Genomic DNA, 26,680 nt, shown 5'->3' on the forward strand with positions numbered 1-26,680 from the left:
CATAGTTTTTGCTTGCGATCATCGCCTTTTAGGGAAGACTAGTGATAGTCTTCCCTAAAAGGCAATTTTCAGGTTAGACATTAGTACCATTCCGATTTGCCATCAGTTACGTTAATCCAACCTACACTGGGTGATACTAAGTACCTTACTCTTCCGTGAGAGGACTTTCAAATCGCCCAATTTTTCCATTCTAACACCTCTCATATCCTCCCACGATAGCAAAATAATCCAAGAAAAAACAAAAATGCAGACCGTCAAAACGATCTGGTAACACAAATCAAATATATTCCCCGTACGCCACACACTCCAAAAAGACTATTGGCCTTCTCAAACCCGCTCATACTAAGGCTTTCAATCACCTCAAATATAGCACTATTAAGTACTCCACGTGCCTTGGGGCTACAATACGGATAATTATTTATCCTAAAATCTTGTTTTAATCTTTGTTAATGCGGATTTATCGCTATTAGCTTTAATTAAAATCAGACGCCAATGAGAGATTGTCGATATTACATCGCATTTGAACTGATACATTTCTTTAGCAGTCCGCTCGCACTGCTTTGAGTATCTTTCAAACAATTGATATCTCCAAACACGAAAAAATTATCCTTGGCGCGGGAGACAGCAACATTCATCAAACTCTTGTTTTTATCAATAAAGAAACATCCATCCTGTTTTCCATAAACTGTAGATAATATGATAATTTTTCTTTCTGCCCCTTGAAAAGTATGTACCGTTCCAACACTAATCATAGAATAATAACCTGGCATTTGTTTTTTCAGTTCTGCTTGTATACAATTGACTTGTGCTTTAAATGGTGTAATGATACCAACTAAATTTTCTTTTGCATCTTCAGGATAGGCTTTTAATATGATTTTATAATTACTTTTCAGCCATTCTACGATCTGTTCAGCTTCTAAGAGATTTATTCTACTGCTACCTTTCCTGCTAGAATACTCAGAATCAACTCGCTTGAAACCCATTTGTGACCATTGCTTTATAGCAAGCCTTTCATCTTGTTCTCCTTTTCCTCTCATCGGCTGAAGATTTCCTTTGTATATCAGCTTATTGCAGTAGTCAATAATTTCATTATAGCAGCGGCGATGCTCACTTAAGAACAAACCTTTTTCATTAAATTTTTCATATTTACAGCACTTTGCAGCAACTTTCATTACACTGGATCTGGAGCTATTTAACCCAGTCTGTTTTAGCAATTCGAATTCACCATCATTCATATAGTTAAAATGATTAACAGCTTCCCTTTGTGATGGAGATAAAGGATACTCTCCGCCCATCTGTCCACAGTGTACTTGCATCCTTGATAAATTATTTTCTACAAGGGTGGAAGTGCCTCCATCGACTAAACTCAATCGTCGATGGAAGCGTTTCATTTTCAAGTTGTGTTATGACATGAACTCCCACGCCATCATCCTGCAGAAGAATGTTACCAATTCCTATGATGACAGTGTCCTTCATCACTAAACTCCTAGGGGTTGTACCACAAAATTAGACAAGTACATAGCAAGGTTTTTTGTGAAGCCAATCACACATTCTATTAGCATTAATATTTAGGTTGAGTCAATGGAAATTTTAAACTATGATGGACATTGTATAATAATGGGAATTTTAAACATACTCCCATAATATTCAGGGAAATACTCTGAATGCCCGAGTTTTAAATAAACCTCAGTCTCTAATTCTATCTTTCCAAGCTGGTCATTACTAAACACTTTAAAAGCATAGTTCGGCGTATGAACAAACGAAACACTGCGGCATCCGTCCCCACACCTATACACTCAAATTTATCAGAGTTTCCTTTTACGGTCGGTAACAAGTTCATTTTCTCCATTAGATGTCACTTTCACTTTACTTAATTGTTTCTCCGCAATATCCCACTCCATTGAGCACATCCTTTGTTCTATTTGGTGTCCTAACTATCCTCATCCGCTTCATCTCGACTTTGGATCGTCTTAGAAACTATCGCGAATGAATCATGGTCCATGTTCTAAGAGCTTTTCATCCTCACTTGCATTCAAATGGCGGCCCTGTGATTCTCGTCATTCTACTCCAAAATTATACTCAACATATTATCTTCAATTGTATATAGAAGTGGAACAACTTGTACTCCCAGATATTTCTCAGAAAGTCTTTTAGACTCATTCACAACAAATTCCACTTCATTATCAATTTCAAACATGGGAGCATAATTCATGAAATGTTCTTCTGCCCTTTTCCTATCCCAATTCGCATTTCTACACAATCCATCAATAAAATTCGCTTTTTTTGAAATCAGGTTCACCATACCACAATTATCATGAGCAATTAATGCAATATATTTCACTCCACCAATTGCAATGGCGTAAGATACCTTAAATTCACTATATCTCAAGTTCGCTCCGCCAGTTCTTATTATATAAGCAAAATTTTCAGGTATACGCAATTGCTTTCTATTATCCATGCACATCCCAATAAGAAGTTCAGCAGAATTATATCCTTTAAGTTCTGCATTTAAATTTTGGTATGATATAAGCTCACTAATAGGTGTCTTCGTATAAATAGAAGGAATTTGTTTATCATTCGTTATCTTTATAATTTGCATGTTATCACTCCTATTAAATATTTATTGCACATCCTCATAGGGACTAGATCAAGATATTCTGTCTTAAACGCATTTGTCTATTAAAATACCCCTTCATAAAAATCACACTAGTTTAAGCCCTGTAATTTTCTCATATGCTTCCAAATACTTTTGTTCAGTTTGCTTTATAACATCATTAGGGAGATTTGGTGCAGGAGGTGTTTTATTCCAACCTATTCTTTCCAGATAGTCACGTACAGACTGCTTATCAAAGCTCTTCTGAGACTTTCCAATCTCATATTCATCTAAAGCCCAAAATCTCGATGAATCAGGCGTGAAAAGCTCATCTGCAAGTATAAGAGTCCCATCTAGAATACCAAATTCAAATTTCGAGTCTGCAAGTATTAGACCTTTGCTTTCTGCATGCTTGCTCGCTCTGACATAGAGTGTTATACTAACTTCCATAATTTTCTGCGTTAATTCCTTGCCAATCAGATTTTCCAATTCATTTGTAGTAATATTCTCGTCATGGCCCTGATGGGCTTTTGTTGTTGGCGTAAAGATTGGTTCAATTAACTTGGAACTCTCCTTAAAACCTTCTGGAAGTTTAATTCCACAAATACTCTTGTTCTTCTCATACTCTTTCAAAGCTGAACCTGTAAGGTAACCTCTTACTATGCATTCCGCTTTGATCATTTCTACCTTCTTTACCAGCATTGATCTGTCCTTCAAATATTCCTTGTGTTCTAAAAGTGATTTGGGATATTCATCAATATCCGTACTTATCATGTGGTTACCAACAATGTCCTTGGTATGGTTGAACCAAAACTCTGAAATTTTATTTAGCACCCTTCCCTTATTCGGAATTTGATTAGGAAATACCACATCAAATGCTGATATTCTATCCGATACAACGATCAGAAGCTTGTCATCCAGATCATATACATCTCTAACCTTACCTTTAATTAAAAGCGGAATGCTTAAATTCATATCATTATTTATCATTTTCTTAACACCTCTGCTGCTATTTTTTCTTTCAATGCCCTGTCTTTTTCTTCAACCTTTTTTGCCAACTGGGATTTGTGATCTTTGATTTTATCCCTAATTTCATCGTGCCATAAAGCAATTATTTGCGCTGCTAGAATAGCCGCATTTTCTGCCCCATCTATTGCAACGGTAGCAACAGGTATACCTGATGGCATCTGTACAATAGATAGTAGTGAATCCAAGCCATCAAGTGTAGAAGACTTTATAGGTATTCCTATAACAGGTAGGGTTGTATATGCCGCAATAACTCCCGCCAAATGTGCAGCTTTGCCTGCTGCTGCAATTATGACACTAAAGCCATTTTTCTCAGCAGCTTTAGCAAACTCACTAACATTTTCTGGTGTTCTATGAGCAGATATTACTGAAACCTCTGTCTTTATTCCAAATTCTTCTAGGAGCTTGACGCACTCTTTTAAAACTGGGAAATCAGAGTCACTTCCCATTATAACTGCCACTTTTGGTTCTTTGTTTCTATTCATATTGCTTCTTCCTTTCGCATTAAACTATAAAAAAAGGCCAATATTATTAACTTGAATATTCAAGTTAATAATATTGGCCTACACTGCAACAAGTATTTCATACCCTTCGCTTGGTCAACCAAAATATTATTTTGGATTATATTCTTTCTTCAATATCACAATCAACTGTTAGAACAATTACTTTTTCCCCAGTCTTTGTGCTTACGTCAGAGTGCATACTGACAATTTCAATATTAACTATATCATTTATTAGTTCTTCCAAGTGATTTCTATCATTTTCAAACAAAGCCGTCCTCATATCTTTAATTAGTTTTATACCTTGGTTGTTATCAGCAAGCTTTTGTTCAGACTTACTTAAAAACCCATCAATAATTATCAATATGTGGTTTTGGATTATCTTTGTTTTGATGTCCTTAGGACCACGCCCCATATACTCCTTCTCAAACTTACTTACTGCATCACTTATTTGTGCCTCAATTTGACCTTTTGAGTATTTTGGAGTATCCATTTCTATCCTCCTTAATAAATTACTTTTCAAATAAAGTAAAGCTATAAGTACATGACGATTATTAAACTATTTAGCCTATTTCGAACTCACTACAGAATGAAGAGTTCGCTAAAAGTGTAATTCCGCAAATTATGACATTGTATTTCAACTCTCATAGGAGTATTGTGTTCATTATGCTTCTCATAACTACTCACTATTAATTCAGTAAGTATACAATGCGAATTCATACTCGTCAATAGTCCTTAAGTAAATTCTTTAATGGTTTCATTTGCATAAGATAAGCCTCCCAAAATGATTTTTAGAGCAAAAGCTCTTATTATCATCTTGGACATTATGCAAAGTAAATAGAAGAAAATGTAGGGATCTATAAGTGTTTCAGTAGTTAACTTTGCATAATAACTTTCTTTGCATAAGGGGGCCCTCTTAGTCCAATTCTTAGTAACATTATGTTAACTGAACTGGACAAGCAGCTTGAGAGAAGGGGGCACAGGTCGTCCGTTATGCGGAAGATCTAATGGTCTTCTGCAAAAGCAGAAGAAGCGCACAGCGTGTACTAAACAACATCCTCCTCTTCATCGAGAAGAAGCTATTTCTCAAAGTGAATAAGGAGAAAACAGTGGTCGACTACGTAGGAAAGGTAAAGTTTCTTGGATTCTCGTTTTACCGAACCAAAGGTAAAATGAGGGTCAGAATACATCAAGCGTGAACTGAGGAACCGCCGTGTACCGAACGGTATGCACGGTGGTGTTATCCCGATATCGGGATAACAGAACTTATCCCGCAAAATGCGGCATCCCGACCAATTGTCACAAGCCCTCATATCAAGCCCTTCCTTCACAAAAATGGCGGGATAATATTTACTGGCTTAACCCATATAACTGCCTGATTAACGCCTCATCATCTTCCCACTCAAGATATGCAGTTTCGCCGGATAGCAACGGGTTCAATTTTGAAGTAGCTTTCATGATAGCCTCTTTTTTCATTTCAGTATCAGCATTCGCATAGATCAATGTCGATGAAATTTGTGCATGCCCGAGCCATTCAGCCAGCAAAACCATTGGCATCCCACTTTTATACAGGTGCATGCTACGAGAGTGACGAAACATGTGGCAATGAAGTGACTCTGGGACTTTTGGATTGACGTTATGCGCGGCGGTACCGTATTTCTTGACAAACTTTTCTGAGCAGTCTGGCGACATAGCAGATCGGTTCCCTTTTCGTTCGATGTAGAAAAGATGATTGCTAAAGGAAATTTCAGGGTGGAAGACATCAACATACTTTCTGAAATGATCAACGGTTTTGGGCATTACTGGCACCAAGCGCGTTTTCCCACCTTTCCCAGTAATGACAACGTAGGGCGATTTACCTTCGAAGTGGATGTCACTTAACCTGATATCTAGCAACTCTTGGTTTCTGGCTCCGGTATCATACATCAGTATCATAAAGAACAGATTTCGTAGCCCCTTCTTCTTTCTGGCATCTGGCTGCTCAAGTATAGTTTTCAACGCAGATTCACTGAAGAACTTAATGACGGCGGTCTTTGCCACCTTTTTCTGAGGGATAGTGCATAAATCATTAACGCATGCCTGAACACTAACATCCCTGACACCGGCATATTTAACGAAAGACCGGATACATGCAAGGCGATGGTTGCGTGTGGAAACACTGCAATGCCTTTCCTTTTCAAGATACTCCAGATAGCTCTCAACTGTCTCCCTGGAAAGATATTCGAAACTGAGTTTTCCCAGAGCGAAACCGTTTCTGTCGCAAATATAGCTCAACAATTGATTGAGACATTCACGGTACGACTTAATAGTATTGACGCTCACAGCCCTTTGATCTGGGAGATATACCGTCAGAAAGTCCCGTACTAATTTGAAGAAGCGGGTGCTTTTCTCATTCATCTTCGAACACCTCCGGGATCAAATCCGAGAAATGGCTCCAGTCGATAGCCGATGAACGAATGAGGTTTTCCGGTAAGAGGTGGATGTAGTATGCCGTATCCGAAAAATGAGTATGGCCCATAAATGCGCTTAGATAAGGGAGTTTTGCGAAAAGATCAGCACCTTCGTCCAACCATTTCATCATCATCGTCGTTGCATACCGATGCCTGAGATCATAAACAACGGCGGAAGCCTCATTACTGGTTGCGCGGGCTTTGTGCCAAATCATTCGAAACTGTCCGGAAAGCCAGCGCCGATTGTATGGCAAGCCGTTCGGAGATGGGAAAAAGTATGTGTTACCAGTGAAAATGTCGGCATTGGAAGTATGATAATCCTTGCACATCTGCAACACATCATCGGACATGGCGACATAACGCTCTTTGTGAGATTTGTTTTTTCGGACAAGCAAGATGCCTTTGTCGAAATCTATGTCGCAGCTTTGCAGTTCCCGTCCCTCGTTCGGACGTAAGCCGCAAAAAAAAATCAATCGCAATAATACAGGAAGAATCAGGTGCCGGTTAGGGGAGCATTTATTAGGCAATAGATCGTCGCACTCCTTGAAAATGCTCTGTAATTCCTTGTCAGTAAAAATATACGGCGTCCGTGTCTCTGGCCTTGGGAGAAAACTCGATGGGATCACATAGCAATCAATACCGATTGCAGATAGGTATTTAAGCAACTCCCGAACTGATTGAATCCTTCTTCTCGCGCTGGTCTGGGATTCGCTTTCCCAGCGTGAACACCAACTTAAGACTATTTCTTCTTTGAGATCGGACACGTCTAATTGCTTCGTCACTATATAATTACAAAAACGCATCAGGTCGTACTCGTAAGATTTTCTGGAATATCCTATGGATTCTTTGTAGAGGAGCATAGCCTCAATATATTCGTTGAACGTCTTCATCGTTTGGAGCCCTCCCCGACAGAGTCGAACCCCAATGCGCATTCGCGCAAGCCCTCAATATCCAGAGAAATATACGGTTTAGTCGCGTGAGTGTTTTGATGACCAAGTATCTGTGCAATCGTTGTTATGGGCACGCCTTCCATTGTCATTTGGGTGCCAAGCATCCTCCGAATGCCATGCATCGTTTTTCCATCACCAAGCGTATGTGATACTCCCGCTGCCTTCATCCGTCGGCGCAAGACACATGCTACCGAGACGCCATCCTTAAATCCTTGAAAAGGCGCAAGGCTTCTTAAAAATATCTCCGGGGATTTCGATTCCGGACGACTATTAAGAATGTAGTCGGCCAAGGCGGTTCCAACGCCCCTTTGCAGCGGAAGGTTGACAGGCGCTTGGGTTTTCCCCTGAACTATATGAATCTCGCTTTTTCGCCAGTCAATATCTGAACGTTTGATTTTCGCTATATCCCCAGCCCGCATACCACTGCTTGCAGCCAACAGCAAAATGGCATAGTCGCGTTTGCCGATTGCCGTGCTTAGGTCAATTGACTTTATGACTAATCCCAAATCATCTTGGGGCATACACGGATATATTTTTCCTTCTCTTGCTCTCGGTGCCATAAGTAAGCCTGCGTATGGAAGACCGGATAGTCCCGATCCAGTAAGATATCGATTTAATTTGCGAAGAGCGCCGACAACATCATCCATGCTTTTTGCGCGTGACTGGGAAACATCGCTCAGAAACATCTGTACATGCTCTGACTCAATTTGAGAAATGTTGTTGATGTCAAAACTGGCAAGCAGCAACAGAAAACGCCTAACTATGTACAGCGTATCGCGGCTTCGCATCTCCATGCGGACTGCATCGGCGAGACCGTTGATAATATGCTCAAAGCTTTCCGGTAAAACGGGGATACTTTTGCTAACTGGTCCTTTCCAGACGAAATTGCCTGTCTCATACACCTCTCGCAGTATTCTGGTACCTCGAGTGCGGAGGTTATATACATTCCGTGAAATCGCCCCTGTCTTCAGATTCTCCTGATAGCGTTGATCTAGCTCGTTCAGCAAATCTGCACTGTAATATACCTCCTGCTTTTCCTTGAAGAATTCGGAGATCGGTTTGAAACTACGAGATGCGACTACATCAAGTGTAGATTTTGCTAATCCTACTTCCTTTTCTAAGATTGCCAATGTCTGTTGGATGATTCCAAAAATCGTATTGTCTTCCATGTAAGCCTCCTATTGAATTTAGTGAATTCAATATACAGCATAATGAAAGAAATATTATCCCGCCATTTTTGTGAAGGAAGGGCTTGATATGAGGGCTTATGACAATTAGTCGGGATGCCGCATTTTGCGGGATAAGTGGTGTGGGAGGTCGGCCACTCAAATAATGGGTGGCCTCCTACCCGATTAATGCTAATTTTTTTAAAATTCCCTGTCAAACATGAAGGTCTTCTTTGTCCTGCGAGTGCATACTTATTTAGGGACTAGCACTGGATGAGAAGGAGAATTCACATAACCTTGATTTTTCTGGGTCTGTTCATTTTACTTATAGGATTAGTTGTCCGTTCTGCACTCGGGAAGCCAAACTTATTTTTGAAACTAATTATTCATATGTTAGGTGGGATTGTGGGACTCTGGTTGTTCTACTTTTTGCTTAGTATTCTGGGATACGCGATTCCTATTAATATTTTCACGATAGCTATGGTTGGTCTTCTAGGGTTTCCCGGCGTTTTAGCCTTAACTGTGCTCCAGTTATTGGGGATCTAATAGGTGTTAATTGGGTACTGTTTAGGTCTTGAGGAATTGTATTCAAGATACATGACTATAAATTATAGACGAATGAAACAATTAAGGGGTATACTTCAGTCTAAAGGGAAACCATTTGGACCATATGTGAATTAGTTCCTTAACAAACGGCGACATTTTAATTATAGGTAGAATTATATTTTTTTGTAGTTAGATTTCAGACTATTAAAAACTTTCACATAGTATTATTATTTTTTGGACTTAGGGGATAGCAAGGAGGGTACACCCTCCAAAAAGCCTTGAAGTTAGATTTCTTACATCACATGTTAGGAGGATACGAATAATGGCTAAAGTGAAAACTATGGATGGCAACGAAGCGGCCGCACACGCGTCGTACGCATTTACAGAAGTTGCCACAATTTTCCCCATCACCCCATCTTCAACTATGGCTGAATTTGCTGATGAATGGGCTGCTCATGGCAGGAAAAACATTTTTGGGCAAACTATTAAGGTAGTGGAGATGCAATCAGAGGCAGGTGCTGCTGGAGCAGTACACGGTTCACTTCAAGCAGGGGCGTTGACTACGACTTATACTGCTTCGCAAGGGTTACTTTTAATGATTCCCAACATGTATAAAATTGCCGGTGAACTTCTGCCGTGCGTATTCCATGTTAGCGCCCGTGCTTTGGCAACGCATGCACTTTCAATTTTTGGTGATCATCAGGATGTTATGTCCGTACGGTCGACGGGTTTTGCCCAGCTTTCTTCACACAACGTACAAGAAGCTTTGGACATGGGCTTTATTGCTCACTTAGTAACGGTCAAATCCCGTATACCGTTTCTTCATTTCTTTGACGGATTCCGTACTTCTCATGAAATTCAAAAAATTGAAGTACCGGAGTATGAAGAAGTTGCAAAACTCTTAGATATGGAAGCGGTGCAAGCCTTCCGTGACCGTTCGTTGAATCCCGAGCATCCAGTTCTGCGCGGAACGGCTCAAAACCCGGATGTTTACTTCCAAGGCCGTGAAGCTTCTAATCGTTTCTATGCTGCTGTTCCTGATTTAGTTGAACAATCTATGCAAGAATACAAGGAACTTACTGGCCGTGAATATCACCCTTTCCAATATTATGGTGCAGACGATGCAGAGTATGTCATCGTGGCAATGGGCTCGATCTGTGACACGATTGAGGAAACAATTGACTATCTCGTGGCAAAAGGGGAAAAAGTTGGGGTAGTTAAAGTTCACCTGTATCGTCCGTTCTCCAGTGATTACTTCTTTAAAGTGTTGCCTAAAACTGTTAAGAAACTTGCGGTTCTTGACCGTACAAAAGAACCCGGTGCCATAGGTGAACCTCTTTATCTGGACATTAATGCTATTTTCTACACAAGCGATATCAAACCGGTGATCGTCGGCGGACGTTATGGCTTGGGTTCTAAAGATACGACTCCTTCTCAAGTTCTGTCAGTGTATAAAAACCTTCAATCGGAAGAACCGAAAAATGGCTTTACCATAGGTATAGTGGATGATGTAACTTATAAATCATTAGCGGAAGATGAAATCATCGACACTGCGCCTGAAGGGACTATTTCCTGCAAATTATGGGGACTCGGTGCTGATGGCACAGTCGGTGCAAATAAGCAAGCGATTAAGATTATTGGGGATCACACCAAGCTTTATGCGCAAGCTTATTTCCAGTACGACAGTAAGAAATCCGGAGGCATTACGGTTTCCCACCTTCGTTTTGGTAAAAAACCAATCAAATCTCCTTATTTAACTTTGAGCGCGAATTATATCGCTTGCCATAATCAAACGTATGTTTACCAATATGACCTCCTAAAAGGTGTCAAGAAGAGTGGCAACTTTGTCTTGAACTGTCAGTGGACAGCGGAAGAACTAGAAGAAAAACTTCCGGCTGCTATGAAACAATCGATTGCAAAAAATAATGTCAACTTCTACATTATTGATGCCGTATCAATCGCTCGTCAAATTGGTCTCGGTTCCCGAATTAACATGATCATGCAAGCTGCCTTCTTCAAACTTGCAAACGTAATTCCTGTCGAAGAGGCCGTTGGTTATCTTAAAGATTCCGTCATAAAAACCTATGGTAATAAGGGACAAAGCATTGTGGATATGAATATTGCGGCAATTGATCACGGCGTTTCTTCCCTAATTAAGGTAGAAATCCCGGCTGATTGGGAAAATGCAGATAACGCACAAGCTCAGGCTGCCGCAACTGTTGAAGAGCCAGATTTCATCAAAAACATTCTTCGCCCGATGAATGCGCTAGAGGGAGATAGCCTCCCCGTGAGCACGTTCTTAGGACGTGAAGATGGAACGTTCCCAGTAGGAACCGCCTGTTTTGAAAAACGTGGTATCGCTGTCATGGTACCAGAGTGGCAGATCGATAAATGTATCCAATGCAATCAATGTTCTTATATTTGCCCACACGCGGCGATTCGCCCGTTCTTAATGAACGAGGCTGAGAAATTAGAAAATTACTATGCTAATGCTCACTTCAAGATCAAGAAACTTCGGGAAAAGCTGGTAGATGAGAAGCTAAACAAAAAGGAGAAAAACATTCTGGAAACTTTCGCAACCAAGAGAGCGGCCGGTAAAGGGGCTGAAGGTCTGCAATTCCGTGTTCAGGTGAGTACGTTAGATTGCACTGGATGTGGGAACTGTGCTGAAGTTTGTCCAGCTAAAGGTAAAGCTCTGATCATGAAACCAGCAGCAGAACAAATGGAACAACAAGCGGTGAACTGGGAGTTTGCGATGACCCTCACAAACAAGAGCAAACTTTTTGACGTGAATACAGTTAAAGGTAGCCAGTTTGCTCAACCGTTACTAGAGTTCAACGGTGCCTGCCCAGGGTGCGGTGAAACACCTTATATCAAATTGATCACTCAACTTTATGGCGACCGTATGATGATTGCCAATGCAACTGGCTGTAGCTCCATCTGGGGTGGCAGTGCTCCAGCAGTTCCCTATACCACTAACCAAGAAGGTAAAGGACCGAGTTGGGCTAATTCCTTATTTGAAGACACCGCAGAGTTCGGCTATGGAATGTACTTGGGAGTTCGTCAACTCCGTGAAAAACTTGTTGATTTGCTGAATCAAGCGTTGGAGATGGAGATTAGTGCTGAGCTTAAGGAAGCTTTCCAAGAGTGGCTTACGGGTTGGGATGATGCTGACGCTTCTAAAGTAGCGACAGCTAAGGTCCTTGCTGGACTTAAAGGATACGTCGGGGATAACAAAGTCCTCGCAGAAATTATTGCTTTAAAAGATAATCTGATTAAAAAGTCTCAGTGGATCCTCGGTGGAGACGGTTGGGCTTATGATATCGGATTTGGCGGCTTAGACCACGTCTTAGCTTCCGGTGACGATGTGAATATTTTTGTCATGGATACCGAGGTTTACTCCAATACTGGAGGACAGGCTTCCAAATCTACTCCTCGAGCAGCAGTGGCCAAATTCGCTGCAGCGGGTAAGAAGATTCGGAAGAAAGACCTAGGCATGATGGCTATGAGTTATGGATATGTTTATGTCGCGCAAATTGCTTTGGGCGCTAACATGGCTCAAACGATTAAGGTAATTAAAGAAGCCGAAGCTTATAAAGGACCTTCTTTGATTATTGCTTATGCGCCCTGTATCAGCCATGGCCTGGAGGCAGGTATGACCATGAGTTTACAAGAGGCGAAGAAAGCAGTTGATTCCGGTTACTGGCATCTCTATCACTTTAACCCAGATCTGATCGAGGAAGGCAAGAATCCATTTAGCTTAGATTCCAAAGCGCCAACTATGTCATTCCGAGAATTCATCATGGGCGAAGTTCGTTACTCTTCCTTGCTGAATACTTTCCCGGATAGTGCAGAAGAACTCTTTGAGGGTGCTGAAAAATACGCAAAGGTCCGCTATGATTCTTACAAACGTCTAGCTGACCAAAAGTGGAACTAAGGCTCGTAAGGGCAATTCATGAATTGCCACTATAACATCATTAGATCTGAGGAGCAGGTTAAACCTGCTCCTTTTTTTAGTGCGTCACGCATGGCGATTAACTTGGTGGTGAAAGTACACTATGGGGGCTTGTAGTTGCCAACCATTAGCCAAGAGCAAGGGTGTCCACCGTGAGGTGGATATCTTTCGCTTAACCAATTCCTTAAGCTTTGTCCTAAAACCGTGGAAAGCGAAAATGACCCGTCATCTGGGAAGGCCAGCTCTGCAATTGATCGGATTCACTAGTTGTGGGTCCCGCGTTATGGAGAATATAAGGGACGCCATCAGATCTGCGTTTATCGGATACAATGACGATATGCTCAATTGGGTGGGCCATAAGTCACGATGTCCCCGGGCTGCCAAAGCAGTGGATACTACCTCTTGCATATTCAAATAGTATTCCGATTTCATCTTTGGCCATGATAATCCCCTCTTAACTTCTTCCCGAAATCAGTTATTTCAATTATCATCGTTATTGCAGCAGCATTGCACATCCGGTCTATTCATCAGCGGCTCCAGCACGCGTGTGAACAGCAAGACCGCTACCTGACCCCCAATCAATGGAGCAAGTATGTATACAAAGAAGAATCCACCGGATTGATCGGGAAATGCAGCAGCGCCCCACCCAAAAATCCATGCTACAAGACGGGGACCGAAATCACGGGCAGGATTCAATCCGGCCTGAGTCAGAGGTGCAATCAGACAGATAATCGAGGTTACTGTTAACCCAATAAAAATTGGTGCCAGGTTGTTATCGGGTCGTCCCAGATTGCAGCCCTCCGTCAGAGAGAATATCATGAGAACGAGCAAAAAAGTACCAAAAGCTTCAGCGCCCATCGCCAAAGGCATGGATACTACAGCACTGCTTCCCGGCTGTAGATAGTACTCGCCGAACATTTTCGCTGTTTGCACGGAATCCGCTGCGCCGCGAATGATATTATGGGCAGTTTCAAAGGCATAAATGGAGGGTTCAAATAAAATATACAAGACCAATCCCGCGAAAAAAGCGCCGAAAAGCTGGCCGGTGAGATAAGTGGGTACTTTTTTTAGCGACATTCTTTTACTTGTCACCATTGCCAGAGTGACAGCGGGATTAAGGTGGGCACAGGATAAATGCCGTGTGGCATAAATGGCTAAGCTGACACCGATTCCCCAAACCAATGCGATTTCCACTAAGCTCCGATGAGCATCAAACAATACAGACACTGCGACTGCTCCACACCCGAACAGAACCAACAAAAAAGTTCCCAGGAATTCTCCGATAAATTCGCGTTTGTACTTGATAGCAAATCATCTCCGTTAACTAATTTAGTTTATAACAGCCTTAGCATCTTCAATAATAATTCACCCAGTGGACGTGTTTATTCATTAATATTCTCTTCTTGTAAAAGTTTAAGGATAAGTGAACTGGCCTTTTCGGTCATCTTTTGGATAGCCAACTCAGATTTTGCTCCAAGCCTGCTTCTCTTTTCGCCATGCAAAGAGAGTTTGTCTTGTTTGAGGATAGCTGGCAAATAAACCTCAGCATCGATTTGACCGCCTTTTTTCAAAATCATCTTTGAAGCACAGCGATCTTTGCAACCGTTTAAGACTAACACTGGATACTCATTGATGAAATCGATATCCTCTTGAATATCCACGGCCAAAGCAGGTGGACATACTAATACTGTTTGTTCAGGGTATAGATCATCCACTAGCCTATATCCTGCTTCCCGTGTTATTGGGCCGAAAATCTGACCAATTCCGGCACAAGGTGTGATAGCAATTTTACTTATATTCATTCCCACTGTCTTCCTCCTCTAATAAAAAAAATTACTTCAGATGAAGTTTTGGTACCAATTGTCACAATTAACTCCTGATTTATATACCCTATAGGGGTATAACGCGTATTTAATAATAATATGGATATGTAAATATGTCAATGTTGGATTTGCGTATATAGTTTAGAGCACTACCCGGAAATATTAAAATAAAAAACCTAAATAAGAATTTAGAAAACAGCAACCAACGAATTTTGGTCGTGTTTATGTAACAACCATTATCGGACAAGATGGGGTTTTCAAATTTACTCCTCTATTTCCTCCACCTCATTCCACTCTTCAACTCAAAAACAAAATGCACTGGCGTGAGAATTTCTATCTTCTCAACCAACGCATTAAATATTTCTTCATAGCAGCTAATCCCTGCTGTTTATTGTCTCTAGGATGGGGCATGTTCATCCTTCTCTTAATATACGATCTTTTGGGGTGGTATGCCCAGGCTGGCACTATCCATGCCCCAAGGATTAGACGTGACCCGAATAGGAGAAACCCGAATCAAACACTATAGTAAATCGACGTGAGCGAGAGAAACGGACTTTGACCTTTCGAACAAAAACACACTAAATGAACCAAAAAGATGGAAAATAAAAACAGGTAAATCCGCTCTCAATGGAGAATTTGGACTTAAACAGAGAATACAATTTTGATGAACTTGTCATAGTGTGAGTTATAGGACCCAAGGAGCAAAATAAAGGTAAATTATTTCTAGCTGATGAATAAATTCCATGTGACAGTAAAGGTAAAATATACGAACAGGTTCGCATTAAGTCAATCAGACAGACAATTAACGAAGTTCGTTAAACCAACGTTATACGGCATCTAAGCATTTGTGTAAGGGATTAGTTTAAGGGTCCATTTTGCTGCTTTTTCGATAACTTAATAAGAGGTGGAAGATAATTATGCTATTTGAAACGGACAAAACATATATCAGCGTGGTTGCCGCTGATGACATTGACAGTATTGTAGAAATTTATAACTCCAACCCTGGCTTTTTAATGGCTCATTTAGACAGAGAAAGGATTAATGCCAAATGGGTTGAGGATGAAATGAATACTATGAAAGAGATCGGCTTTATGTCTAGTAAAGTGATGCTAAAAAATAGTAACACATCTATAGGTGTGTTGGACTTTTTAGTTAACGAAGAAAGCTATTTGTCACTATTAATGTTACATTCTGATAATCAGTATTTAGGTCTTGGCTCGGAGGTTTACAAAGGGTTCGAACATTTTGCAAAGGTGCATAAATCTAAACGAATAAGAATTGATGTTGTAACCAGCTACGATAAAAATGTACTCAATTTCTGGATTTCAAAAGGTTTCAACATTATCGAGCAGGTGAAATTAAAGTGGTCTGGGAAGAACCTTCCAGCAGTAAAAATGAAGAAGAACATTAGCTAAGGTTTAAGATAGTCTTAACCGACGCCGTATAACTTCTAGAGATTTATGAGGGTCCTAGATAGAGAAAAAGCCATTGATTAAAATCAATAGCTAAAAGGAAAGTAATAATTCGATGCAGAAAACTGACCCTTATGAATCTCCTGTTGTACTGAACCGTCTGCAGATCGCACTCAATCTATATGGGAATTCAATCTTTTCCAACTGGGTATAAATTCTCTTGTAAGGATATCAGGACGAGTTTGTTCTCGTTAAATTTAGAAACAGCATAACAAAAACCTAATAATGGGTAGACTTTCCCCCTCCCCAAGAAGGTAGTCTTCCGTAGCTCTTCAGTTTTACAGCTATTATGGACTTGAGGACGTAGCCGAAGAGTAAGGAATAAGCGTAATAATATGTGTACTTCCACAGGAACGGCAGGTTTTATTGTTTTCCTTTGACTTAATAATTGGATGCAAGGGCTTCCTCCCGGTAAGCCTCATACATTTATAAAGCTTTGACTTAATATTACGGCTGCTAAGGAGACCATAATGTCTGATCTTAACAAAGCGATTTGGGAGAACATGAAGAAGAAACCGTCTTGAAAACTCAGCAACATCAAGAGTCATGACTTTGGATTTGTTGCCATCCTTATAATCCCTCCAGGCAAAACTAACCGATTGACCGTCAAACGCCTGAATTCTGGAGTTACTAATCGCAACTCTGTGCGTATAACGGCCAAGATAACGAACAACGTGACCCGGAGATTTAAATGGTTTCTTACAAAAGACAACCCAATTCTTGTCATATAAAGTGTCGACAAGAGAAAGGAAATTGCTTCTTAACGCAAGTGTGGTAGCCTCGTTAAAGAAAGCAAGTTCCCCATTGTCAAAGGCCTGTTTTAGAAGGTCGAGGAACTTACCTCTGAACTTCTTCGAAATAACTTTAACAGGAATAAAGAACTTCTTACGAGAACGGACGAAGCGAAGTCCATCATTGGAAAGCCCCCCACCAGGGACGATACAATGAACGTGGGGATGGAACGATAAATTTTGTCCCCACGTATGGAGGACTGAAGTAACGCCGATCGTAGCACCGAGATATTTAGGGACAGAAGCCAGTTCCATCAAGGTATTTCCTACGGATTGAATCAAAAGGGAATAAAGAAGCGCTTGATTTTGGAAAACAAGGGTGTTAAGTTCCTGAGGAATTGTAAAAACGACGTGGAAGTAACCGACCGGTAAAAGCTTGGACATCTGAGCCTCAACCCATTCCTGCTGAACAGAATGTTGGCATTTTGGACAATTTCTGTTACGACAGGAATTAAAGGAAACCTCCTTAACACCACAGTCCGTGCAAACCTGAGCATGGGAACCAAGGGTGGAGGTTCGACAAAGCCGAATCATATGGAACGCTTTGGCCTGAGCCGGAGAAAGACGCTTGAGTTGAACCTGTTTAAAAATATCCTGAAGTTCAGGCAATCGGATCGCCCCCATCAAGAGGACTTTTCACGGAGGAAGCATGTTTTGAGTAGCCACCCCATCGCTTTCTCTGGTGATAAACGTTCTGCCAAGTTCATCTGGCTTGTATCCAAAGGTTGGAAGTGAATATATATAATCAAACTTTTCATCCAGCAAGCAATCTGTATAGATTGATTCAAACCGGGTTGTCACATTTGACTTCTCGCCAAAGGCTAACTTCAGTAAAAGGTTCATCGGTTTAAGCTGGGTTGTTAATGATAACTCAAAATTATAGTTTTGCTTTATGATCTCCCTAAGCCCAGATAAATGCTTTTCAGCCTCAGTAATAAGTATTTTCTGTGGCTTAAGTTTCTGGATCTTTTCATTGATATATGCATTTAAATATTTCGGTGAGATAACCGTACCCATACGATCATTCTTATATATCTCAAGAGTGAAATCTATTAAATCAACATCTTTTAAAGCTTCAAAAATATCAAAAAAAACATCTCTGTCGGCGGGAAAGAAGCCTAATTCATCCTCAGTTGTTTTCTTCATAAATTGAAATAATTTTTCTTTGTCATTTAAAACATTGGAATTGTCTGACAGATTCTTCAAAGTCAATTTTACGCGTAGTATCTCATTCAATAATTGTTCCCTGGTAGACAATTGCCTTTGATATAACATGTTTAATTCGAAAGGTGCTCTTCGTTGAAAATTCTATTCATATATGATTGAAACCTGATGGACAAAGTTAATATTCCCCCATACAGCCCCATGTGACCGAGCAAAACATCGAATATATCCATAAGGCCTTTAATTTGCAAGCCTTTTAGCTGTGTTTTCTTTGCAGGAGAACCACGGTCTCCACGTGCCCTGTCACGTTAAAAGGGATATATTTTTATATTGCCGTGACTAAGGTTCGTGTAGTGCCAAAAAAACACATCGAGTGTATGATATGACGTCTTAGAAAAGTCTTGATAATTTCATAATTATATATGATCGTAGGCTCCTCTCTGTCTTATCATCTCTGTCAGTTGTCCCATTGAGGGTTCTTACCTCATAAGACAACTCCCTTGTCGGACAAAAAAATTAAGTGGGTTTAGTCTTAACCCACTTAAAAGCAGTAACTAATAATTTTTTTTAACAGAGCAGGTAATATCATGCTAACTCTTATATAAATTCATCGTTATCAAGCCATTCGTTTTTCAGTAGAGACCACCAGTCTACTGCAACACCTTCTAAAATAAATTTGTAAGGTAGCCAACCATAACCATTGTCTCCCCACCCTGTGCCCCATGAATTTCTAATGAGAAAGGCCCCAGTTGTTTCTATTCCGCCCGGGTTCGGATTCATAATCTTCATTCGGTCATCATAACCTACAACAACCATAGCGTGTCCGAATTTTACCCCTTCGCCAGGTGCAGGAAAAGGTATTTTTCCGGTAGTCGATTCTTCCGGAAAGGAATCATAGCAATCCATACCAAACATTGACGGTAGCCCCATACAAGCTAAAGTCTTAATTCTTCTTAGCAAGGTCCCACGGGAAGTATCCGGAGGATCTAACCGGTAATACTTTAAGGCATTGTAGTTATTTGCATAAGCATAAACAAACGCCGATGGCTCAATATCAAATTCTTCTTCACTATAAGGCCAATACTCTTCTGGCGGGAGACCAAACAATACCATTGATTTCATTGTGTCTCTCAAAGTTACTCCTACATTACCTTGCCTATGCAATAATTCTCTGGTAACTTTGAATAAAAACCGTCTGGACGCTGCTAGATATTTACCATAGGTTTTATTCTCAAAATATTCAAGAATACCAACTCCTGAACAGGCACAACATGATTCGAGCGAAAGTTGATTGCTAATTGGCGAACACCATTTTCTTAAATCCACATGGCTGTGTCCAATAATTAAGCTAATACTTCCCATTTTATCAAAGAACGGTTTAATTTGAGGGTGTTCAACTGTATAGTCTCTCGAATCCGAAGGATCGGGTACATAGCCCGTTCCAGGTTTGATTAACCCATCAACCATCTTTTTTCCTCCTACAATCGTATTAGTTGTCCAATATAATATATTTCATATGCAAGTTAAACGTGACGAGCTTTGGGATAACCCGGAATAAATAAAAGTATACGACTCAAGACAGCACAGCATATATTCCAAATTTTTATTCCCCTCCTTCCTCCACCCTCATCCCGCTCTTCATTGCGCACGTTGTGCGTTTCATATATATTTCGTAGAAATCATCGCTCCTGCAATTGCGATGTAAGACAACCGACTAACCTCATGCGAAAGCCTCTGGGGGACAACAGCATGTCGGTAAAGTCAGGATTAGACAGCAAGTGCTGTCGAGTGGCCTGGCGAGTCAGGCCATATATGGTAAAGCCTAGGGGCTGAATCCGGGTCTGTGGCTTCGGGCGCTACCGGACGTAATAAAAACTGGTATCAATGGGTATGCCCAATATTTGAAGAATTGGGCATAAGCAGGCCTATTGACGCACCTGCGGTAAGCAGGGTAACGACCAACCGGATACCTACGTATGGAGACACTATATGAAACTGTCAAACGTGACCTGCCTAAGTGCCGTTCTCGGTATATGGCAGAGAGCCCTAACAGTAGCCTAACGGCCTTCTGTAATGCATGGTACATGGTGAAGGGGGGCAGTATTCCAAGTTCCAATTTTGAGAGGAGTTGCTTTGAATGGAGCAATCAAAACTCGTGGAAAGATTGGAAGGTTATCGCCGTCGAAACAATGCCGACCATTGCTATGTTAACGATGACCTTTACCGATTGTTCTACAACAAGGACTTGTACATCATTGCTTACAACTCCGTAAAGTCCAACGACGGAGCGAAGACCTCTGGCGCTGATGGCACCTCCCTGCATGGCTTCTGCGAGGAATGGATTACGGAACTTATCGCTTCCATGCGCGACGAGTCCTACCTGCCTCAGCCAAACAGAACAACGATGATACCAAAAAGCAATGGTAAAATGCGCAAACTTAGCTTTCCAAACGGAAAGGACAAGCTCGTTCAGGAGGCAGTCCGCATTATCCTGGAGTGCATCTACGAACCTACCTTCTCAAACCTTTCTCACGGCTTCCGGCCAAAACGGTCTACACAAAGCGCCATAGCTGAGGTGGAGACGTGGAGAGGTTCAATTTGGTTTATTGAGGGGGACATATCCGCCTGCTTTGATGAAATCGACCATCGCACACTTGAAACGATACTTCGTGAGCGTATTAACGACGAACGTTTCATCCGGCTTATCAATAAGATACTCAAGGCCGGTTACTTCGACATGCGGCACATTTACCACGGAACCAAAACCGGAAACGCACAGGGTTCTTGTTGTAGCCCCATACTCTGCAACATCTATCTCGATAAACTGGACAGATTCATGGAAAACATTATCGAGGTGGACACCACAGGTGATTACCGCAAGCAAAATCCTGACTACGCCAAAGCAAGATACCTTTACAAAAAGGCGATCAGCAACGGCAGCGACCCAAAAACCATTAAGCACCTGAAATATAAAATGGAGAACCTCCCGTCCAAGGACAGCTACGACCCCAATTTCCGCAGAGTGAAGTATGTGCGATATGCTGATGATTTTCTGATTGGCCTGATTGCTCCCAAGGCTTATGCCGTTGACTTGAAGCAGAAAATCAAGGAGTTCCTGAAAAACGAACTCTGCCTAAGGTTAAGCAACGAGAAAACCAAAATTACACATGCCGTAGATAGTGACGTGACCTTTCTCGGATATATCATTCGCAAGGGCGCTGTCAAACACGGAAAATTTCAAACCAACCCTTTTGACTCAACCATCCGTATTTACATGAATACGGATGGTATTCTGAAAAAGCTACGTGAAAACGGTATGTGTACAGGCAATGGCTATCCCAAAGGTATCACTCGCCTCTTTAGAGAATCTCCGAAAGAAATCATCAAATACGGCAACCAGGTACTGCGTGGACTCCTGACTCAACAGCGTGGCTGCACCAATTTCTATATGGGTGCGCGCATCCAATACATCGTAACGTTTTCAATAGCTAAAACTCTGGCTCGCAAATTCGACATCAGCATAAAGAAAGTGTTCGCCCGATACAGCAAAGCTCTCATGATCAATTACACAAATGTCAAAGGTAAAGCCTGCTCAGTCAGTCTGGCACTATACAAATCTTTTTCGAGACAAAAGAACTTCTTCGCCAAAATCAAGTTGGCAGTTATATCGTTTCTTTTCCTGCCCAAGTTCAGCTTGATGGACCCGCTTGCCCGTGCCTGCTACATCTGCGGTAATCAGCAGTCCCATGTCAGCATGTATCACAGGAAAACGAAGAAGAAGCTCGACAAGCCCTACTCACCGATTGCCACGATCATGCTGGCCATCAACAGGCGTCAGATACCCCTTTGCGCACACTGCTTTGCTAATGTCGAAGCTGACAGGTTCCAGCTTAATCAGCTGAAACGACGATAACCCATTTGGAATATGGAGAGCCGTATGCGGTGACAAGTCGCTTGTACGGTTCGGGAAGGGGCGGGTTACTTTGCTAATCCGCCTATTTCATACTCAAAAATAAAATGCGTTGGTGTGAGAATTTCTATCTTCTCAACCAACGCATTAATGTTATTGAGATATCGCAGTAATACCACTTAAACTTCTAATCCTTATTAGATTCCCAATCGCTGCTAAGCCGAACCCAATACTTTATATAATATTTGCAATGGCTATAACTTGGCTGGCCTTTATAGTCAAATTTGAAGTGCTTGTGTTAAGGTTACTTTTCAATTCTACCATCCTAACGATAGCCACATGAGCAAAAGTAATACTTGCAATAAAAAAGAGCCCGCTTGCAGTTGCAATCGTATACGCTGATTTTTCCAAGGATTTAATCATAAATAGTTTATCAATTATAGATTGCTCAGCTTGATAGGTAGAAACTATTGCTATTATTGTACCAATAAGAAATATAATATCACCAGTTCTTTCTTCGTATACTAAACTAATAGTTGTAGTAAATCAGTTCTATAATTGTTAAACATAACATTCATCAATTCCTCTTCAGTTTATGTTATGAAAATTTTTTAGATCTGTTCCCTAATTGGCATTTGCCCCTAGCAAAACCATTTTACATGTGAAGGCAAATTTAAGTAGGAGTGGAACGGTCGGGTAAACAACCATATTTGGCAAGAACACACTCTTATTTACCAAGTTCTTTCCAATGTTCATAGGCCTCACTTAATTCCGTTAGACCAATGGATTTATCTTTCGCTTGTATAGCACCCCTAAGCCTGGCAATATTGGTTGAGAAAGCGTTAATTTCATCACGTTCTGAACTGAATTGACTCTGTTAACGACCTTATCCCAAACTCTATTTAAATTTTCGGTATCTAGCTTAGCTGCTTCCCAATTTTCGTGATTGATATCCTGTACAAGCGTTTCGATGAATTGTGGAATATTGTCGTCTCCCCATAGGGGTTGTTTTAATAGATCACCACTTAGCATGACCATGACAAAGAAAACGAGTGTAACTATTGGAATAGATATCACCAAAAACCGTCTCATAAAAACATCTCCTTAGTAGGGTCCTTTATAATCACCAATATCTGTCATATTTTTAAGATGATCTTCGTACTTGTCCACATACAAACTCCCTGATGGATTTAAGGTTGCCAAGAAAACGTCTGATATGTCACGAATTCCCTGCTTTTTGAGCTCTTTAAGTAGCCATTTTTTGTCTTTCTTAAGTTGTCTTAGATTTTCTTCGACAATAATACCATCGTAAACTAATTCGGAACTTATTCCTGAGGGGGAAACTGCAATGTTCATGTCCTTGGGAGTTAAAGGTAGGTTTTCTGGTTTTAATAGGACCGAAATCTGACCGTTGGGCTCTATAATTGCAAAATCAACTTGAGTCACGTCAAAGACCCCTTTGTTCCTGAGCATTTCTAAAATCACTGAAATCCTATATTTCATTTTCTTTAACGCATTCTCCATAATTTTGCAGTTCATGATGACAATCGTCGGTTCCCCTTCTAAAAATTTTGCTGCATAGCGCCATTTAGAGGATATGATTTCCATCAAGTATCCTAAGGCACACCAAGTAAGAAGGCCTACCCAATGTGGCCAAGCCCGACTGGACAAATCGGTTGTTAAGGTAGCGGCAATGGAACCAATTGTAATTCCGAGTACATAATCGAAAAAGTTAAGCTGACTTATCTGTCCTTTGCCAATGATTCTTGTAAAGATCAGAAGAGAGAAAAAACCTATAAAAGCTCTAACAATTACCACTAAACCCTCATCCATATTACACCTTCCATAATTCGCATAGTCAAAGGGTATTATCTGACATGAATAAATCTTTATACCATAACAATAACTTAGAGGACACAATGGGGTATCACGGTTATCGGGGACATCCTCATCTTCCTAGAGCAATAACCCACAATATGGATGTCCCCATCATTACTGGTGGTAAAAACAAAGTAAAGCCATTGGATAGAACGGGCCAATGACTGATCCATCTAAATTACCACGAAAAAAGTTCCTGACTTGCTTTCCGTGATACCCGCGTGGAGCCTATTCGATTTGGCTGTTTTTATTCTCTGATTCGTGATTTTTATCCTTCACACTCATTTCTTAACACTAACTCATCCAGAGGAATATAAAACTAGTTCAACAGCCATTTCTAATAAAGCAATACTATTAAAGTGGTGGTTGTATTTATGTTTTAAAGAAACACAGAATTCAACTATATGGAATATTATGGTATAGGAGGTGAGGGAATGGGTCCGCGGGATAAATTTAAGGGTCAATACCCTCCGTATATTTGGTATCCGCCACAACAGTGCCCTATAAATTATCCTTTTGTCGAGAAGGGGAAGGAAGCCATCAACACTTCTAAGCCTTTCCTAAAACCTGAGCATAAGTCTGCGGGACTTACGGAACGAGATATTGTTGCTGCTGATATTTGGCCTTTATTGCCTGCCGCTGTTGGGGCTGGAGCAGTGATCTTATTGCTGCTTATGGCGAACCATAAGCAATGGAAGGATGAGAGCAATAAAGGGAGTTTTGAAGGATATCCTGAGCCTCAGGGTACTCCGGTCGGATCGGCTGTAGTCGTCATTTATTCAATGATCGCAACTGCAGGTGTGTCATACTATGTGTTCAAGGTGTTGACAGCTACCGATGGGCCTTTGATTACAGCATTTATTCCGGTGGTTTTGGCCATTACTCTTTTATTAATTTATTTTACAGCTGCTTATGACCTTGAATATAACATGGTTCCGGGAAGTTTTACAGGAAGTCATTTCGGAAATGACATCGTCACCGAATTATTTACGTTTTTCTATTTTAGTGTTACAACCTTTTCTACTGCAAGCATGGGAGACTTCTCGCCAATCAGTAATGCCTCAAGAATTCTAGTAACTCTTGAAGTCATGTTCTTTATATATATCTTTACAATGGGGATTGTCTTTTTTGCCGATTCCTAAGACGTGAGGAATTAAAGAGAACCAACGATGGATATAATGGTCTAGGAAAACTCGACAAGATTTTCTGAAAAGATAATGAACCTGATATAATAAAACCACTAAAGAAAGCAGGTTTATTATTGATGAAGAAAAGAGTATTTAGCGCAGAATTTAAGGCGGAGAGAGTTTTGGAGGTTTTGCGAGGCGAAAAAGAACTAAACGAAATCGCCAGCACCCATGAGATAGCGCCTAACCAGCTGCGGAACTGGAAGAATGAATTTTTGGCTAATGCAGCCAATGTATTTGATAACAAAAAGGACAAGGTGTTACAGGAGAAAGTTAAGGATCAGGAGCGGGAAAACGATAGCTTATATAAAAAGGTCGGTCAATTGACTACACAAGTCGATTGGCTCAAAAAAAAATCTGAAGAAATTCTTGGACCTGACTGGGAGAGTCGGTTTACTCCACGCCCAAAAGGCTGAAATCAAGGATCATAAGAACAGTGAAAATGGCGATAAACCGCTACCCTTGTCCACTGTTGCAGGGCTTTTAGACGTCAACCGAACAAGCGTGTACTACGCACCAAAAGAGCCTTCCGACTTTGAAATAATGGTTAAGCATAAAATTGATGCAATCCATACCGAAAGCCCATCTTGGGGCTCAAGGCAAATATCCAAAACATTACAAAAACAAGGCATTGAAATTGGTAGGCTCAAAACAAGGAAGTTTATGCAAGAGATGAGCATTTCTGCAATTTATCCGAAACCCAACCTATCCAAGCCTACAAAGGGACATAAGATCTACCCATATCTACTACGTAATGCCGTCATCACCCGAGCAAATCAGGCCTGGTCAATCGACATTACCTACATCAAGTTAAGACGTGGATTCATTTACTTAACTGCCATCATTGATTGGCACAGCAAGTGCATCGTTGGCTGGGAGCTGGATGACACTCTATCCACACGAATGGTGATCCATGCCCTAAAGATGGCCTATGCTGTTGCCACACCAGAGATATTAAATTCCGATCAGGGCAGCCAATTTACAAGCCATGAATATATTGAATTTGTTATCAATAACAAGAGTAAAATCAGCATGGATGGTAAGGGTAGATGGGCTGACAACATACCCATAGAGCGATGGTTTAGGACACTTAAATATGATGAAGTCTACCTTAAGGATTATGAACATATCAAGGATGCTAGGAAACAAATTGGAGGATTTATTCACAAATATAACTTTGTGAAATTGCACTCAGCATTGAATTACGAAACTCCGGCAGATATATATTACCCTGCTTTACTACAAATGAGTGCGTAGTCCTACACTCGG

At 40.9% G+C, this 26,680-nt stretch carries 21 protein-coding genes and 3 pseudogenes; 8 read left to right on the plus strand and 16 right to left on the minus strand.

The genetic code is table 11. The features are described 5' to 3' along the window. Positions 1-509: 509 nt before the first annotated feature. The 5 genes from ACYQ3Q_RS03650 to ACYQ3Q_RS03670 form a co-directional block, all read right to left on the minus strand. Complete coding sequence (locus ACYQ3Q_RS03650; RefSeq protein ID WP_459927302.1) at positions 510-1,391, minus strand: DEAD/DEAH box helicase; 882 nt, start codon at positions 1,389-1,391, stop codon at positions 510-512. 671 nt (positions 1,392-2,062) lie between these two features. Beyond that, on the minus strand, positions 2,063-2,599 hold the full coding sequence (locus tag ACYQ3Q_RS03655; protein ID WP_459927303.1) for a carbonic anhydrase: 537 nt from the start codon (positions 2,597-2,599) through the stop codon (positions 2,063-2,065). A gap of 102 nt (positions 2,600-2,701) precedes the next feature. Further along, complete coding sequence (locus ACYQ3Q_RS03660; protein ID WP_459927304.1) at positions 2,702-3,583, minus strand: phosphoribosylaminoimidazolesuccinocarboxamide synthase; 882 nt, start codon at positions 3,581-3,583, stop codon at positions 2,702-2,704. Continuing rightward, positions 3,580-4,104 carry a 5-(carboxyamino)imidazole ribonucleotide mutase gene (purE, locus tag ACYQ3Q_RS03665; RefSeq protein WP_459927305.1) on the minus strand — a complete coding sequence of 175 codons (525 nt, stop codon included), beginning with the start codon at positions 4,102-4,104 and terminating at the stop codon, positions 3,580-3,582. The genes ACYQ3Q_RS03660 and purE overlap by 4 nt, the downstream gene beginning before the upstream one ends. Positions 4,105-4,240: 136 nt before the next feature. After that, the gene (locus ACYQ3Q_RS03670) at positions 4,241-4,612 is read right to left on the minus strand and encodes a Na-translocating system protein MpsC family protein (protein ID WP_459927306.1); all 372 of its coding nucleotides are present in this window, start codon (positions 4,610-4,612) and stop codon (positions 4,241-4,243) included. Positions 4,613-5,025: 413 nt separating this feature from the next. On the opposite strand from ACYQ3Q_RS03670, the pseudogene ACYQ3Q_RS03675 reads away from it, so the two are divergent. Next, positions 5,026-5,309 (plus strand): annotated as a pseudogene (locus ACYQ3Q_RS03675) (reverse transcriptase domain-containing protein); the annotation flags it as partial. A 160-nt stretch (positions 5,310-5,469) separates the two neighbouring features. On the opposite strand, the gene ACYQ3Q_RS03680 reads toward ACYQ3Q_RS03675, so the two are convergent. From ACYQ3Q_RS03680 to ACYQ3Q_RS03690, 3 genes are read right to left on the minus strand one after another with little or no spacing between them, the layout of a single operon-like run. After that, the gene (locus ACYQ3Q_RS03680; protein ID WP_459927307.1) at positions 5,470-6,516 is read right to left on the minus strand and encodes a tyrosine-type recombinase/integrase; all 1,047 of its coding nucleotides are present in this window, start codon (positions 6,514-6,516) and stop codon (positions 5,470-5,472) included. After that, on the minus strand, positions 6,509-7,459 hold the full coding sequence (locus tag ACYQ3Q_RS03685) for a tyrosine-type recombinase/integrase (RefSeq protein WP_459927308.1): 951 nt from the start codon (positions 7,457-7,459) through the stop codon (positions 6,509-6,511). The genes ACYQ3Q_RS03680 and ACYQ3Q_RS03685 overlap by 8 nt, the downstream gene beginning before the upstream one ends. Then, entirely contained in the window at positions 7,456-8,688 is a 1,233-nt protein-coding gene (locus ACYQ3Q_RS03690; RefSeq protein ID WP_459927309.1) for a tyrosine-type recombinase/integrase, read from the minus strand. Before ACYQ3Q_RS03690 ends, ACYQ3Q_RS03685 begins: the two co-directional genes overlap by 4 nt. Positions 8,689-8,976: 288 nt before the next feature. Here ACYQ3Q_RS03690 and ACYQ3Q_RS03695 point away from each other — a divergent pair, with 288 nt between their 5' ends. After that, a complete protein-coding gene (locus tag ACYQ3Q_RS03695) occupies positions 8,977-9,231 on the plus strand; it encodes a pro-sigmaK processing inhibitor BofA family protein (protein ID WP_459927573.1) in 255 nt (84 codons plus the stop codon). A gap of 322 nt (positions 9,232-9,553) precedes the next feature. Continuing rightward, positions 9,554-13,168, plus strand: coding sequence for a pyruvate:ferredoxin (flavodoxin) oxidoreductase (gene nifJ / locus ACYQ3Q_RS03700; protein WP_459927310.1), 3,615 nt, complete (start codon positions 9,554-9,556; stop codon positions 13,166-13,168). 214 nt (positions 13,169-13,382) lie between these two features. On the opposite strand, the pseudogene ACYQ3Q_RS03705 reads toward nifJ, so the two are convergent. From ACYQ3Q_RS03705 to ACYQ3Q_RS03715, 3 genes and pseudogenes are all read right to left on the minus strand, one after another. Next, positions 13,383-13,569: pseudogene (locus ACYQ3Q_RS03705) on the minus strand (DUF1287 domain-containing protein); the annotation flags it as partial. Between the two features lie 97 nt (positions 13,570-13,666). Beyond that, on the minus strand, positions 13,667-14,491 hold the full coding sequence (locus tag ACYQ3Q_RS03710) for an MIP/aquaporin family protein (protein ID WP_459927574.1): 825 nt from the start codon (positions 14,489-14,491) through the stop codon (positions 13,667-13,669). Between the two features lie 77 nt (positions 14,492-14,568). Continuing rightward, positions 14,569-14,988 (minus strand): putative zinc-binding protein, encoded by a 420-nt coding sequence (locus tag ACYQ3Q_RS03715; protein ID WP_459927311.1) that lies wholly within the window; start codon positions 14,986-14,988, stop codon positions 14,569-14,571. Positions 14,989-15,926: 938 nt separating this feature from the next. Between ACYQ3Q_RS03715 and ACYQ3Q_RS03720 the strand changes: the two genes are divergently transcribed. Next, complete coding sequence (locus ACYQ3Q_RS03720) at positions 15,927-16,424, plus strand: GNAT family N-acetyltransferase (RefSeq protein ID WP_459927312.1); 498 nt, start codon at positions 15,927-15,929, stop codon at positions 16,422-16,424. A 344-nt stretch (positions 16,425-16,768) separates the two neighbouring features. On the opposite strand, the gene ACYQ3Q_RS03725 is transcribed toward ACYQ3Q_RS03720, so the two are convergent. From ACYQ3Q_RS03725 to ACYQ3Q_RS03735, 3 genes are all read right to left on the minus strand, one after another. After that, positions 16,769-17,881, minus strand: coding sequence for an IS91 family transposase (locus ACYQ3Q_RS03725; RefSeq protein ID WP_459927313.1), 1,113 nt, complete (start codon positions 17,879-17,881; stop codon positions 16,769-16,771). Between the two features lie 27 nt (positions 17,882-17,908). Continuing rightward, positions 17,909-18,529: a hypothetical protein gene (locus ACYQ3Q_RS03730; RefSeq protein ID WP_459927314.1), complete on the minus strand. Its 621-nt coding sequence runs from the start codon at positions 18,527-18,529 to the stop codon at positions 17,909-17,911. Positions 18,530-19,033: 504 nt separating this feature from the next. After that, entirely contained in the window at positions 19,034-19,903 is an 870-nt protein-coding gene (locus ACYQ3Q_RS03735; RefSeq protein ID WP_459927315.1) for a C1 family peptidase, read from the minus strand. A 670-nt stretch (positions 19,904-20,573) separates the two neighbouring features. On the opposite strand from ACYQ3Q_RS03735, the gene ACYQ3Q_RS03740 reads away from it, so the two are divergent. Next, on the plus strand, positions 20,574-22,349 hold the full coding sequence (locus tag ACYQ3Q_RS03740) for a reverse transcriptase/maturase family protein (RefSeq protein ID WP_459927316.1): 1,776 nt from the start codon (positions 20,574-20,576) through the stop codon (positions 22,347-22,349). A gap of 724 nt (positions 22,350-23,073) precedes the next feature. On the opposite strand, the pseudogene ACYQ3Q_RS03745 reads toward ACYQ3Q_RS03740, so the two are convergent. Beyond that, positions 23,074-23,438, minus strand: a pseudogene (locus ACYQ3Q_RS03745) (DUF4363 family protein). 12 nt (positions 23,439-23,450) lie between these two features. Beyond that, positions 23,451-24,179 (minus strand): DUF421 domain-containing protein, encoded by a 729-nt coding sequence (locus ACYQ3Q_RS03750; RefSeq protein WP_459927317.1) that lies wholly within the window; start codon positions 24,177-24,179, stop codon positions 23,451-23,453. Positions 24,180-24,658: 479 nt separating this feature from the next. On the opposite strand from ACYQ3Q_RS03750, the gene ACYQ3Q_RS03755 reads away from it, so the two are divergent. From ACYQ3Q_RS03755 to ACYQ3Q_RS03765, 3 genes are all read left to right on the plus strand, one after another. Then, positions 24,659-25,366 (plus strand): two pore domain potassium channel family protein, encoded by a 708-nt coding sequence (locus ACYQ3Q_RS03755; protein ID WP_459927318.1) that lies wholly within the window; start codon positions 24,659-24,661, stop codon positions 25,364-25,366. Between the two features lie 122 nt (positions 25,367-25,488). After that, positions 25,489-25,827 carry a transposase gene (locus tag ACYQ3Q_RS03760; protein ID WP_459927575.1) on the plus strand — a complete coding sequence of 113 codons (339 nt, stop codon included), beginning with the start codon at positions 25,489-25,491 and terminating at the stop codon, positions 25,825-25,827. Continuing rightward, the gene (locus ACYQ3Q_RS03765; RefSeq protein WP_459927319.1) at positions 25,781-26,668 is read left to right on the plus strand and encodes an IS3 family transposase; all 888 of its coding nucleotides are present in this window, start codon (positions 25,781-25,783) and stop codon (positions 26,666-26,668) included. Before ACYQ3Q_RS03760 ends, ACYQ3Q_RS03765 begins: the two co-directional genes overlap by 47 nt. Positions 26,669-26,680: the final 12 nt, after the last annotated feature.

The sequence above is a fragment of the Desulfosporosinus burensis genome, assembly GCF_054657535.1.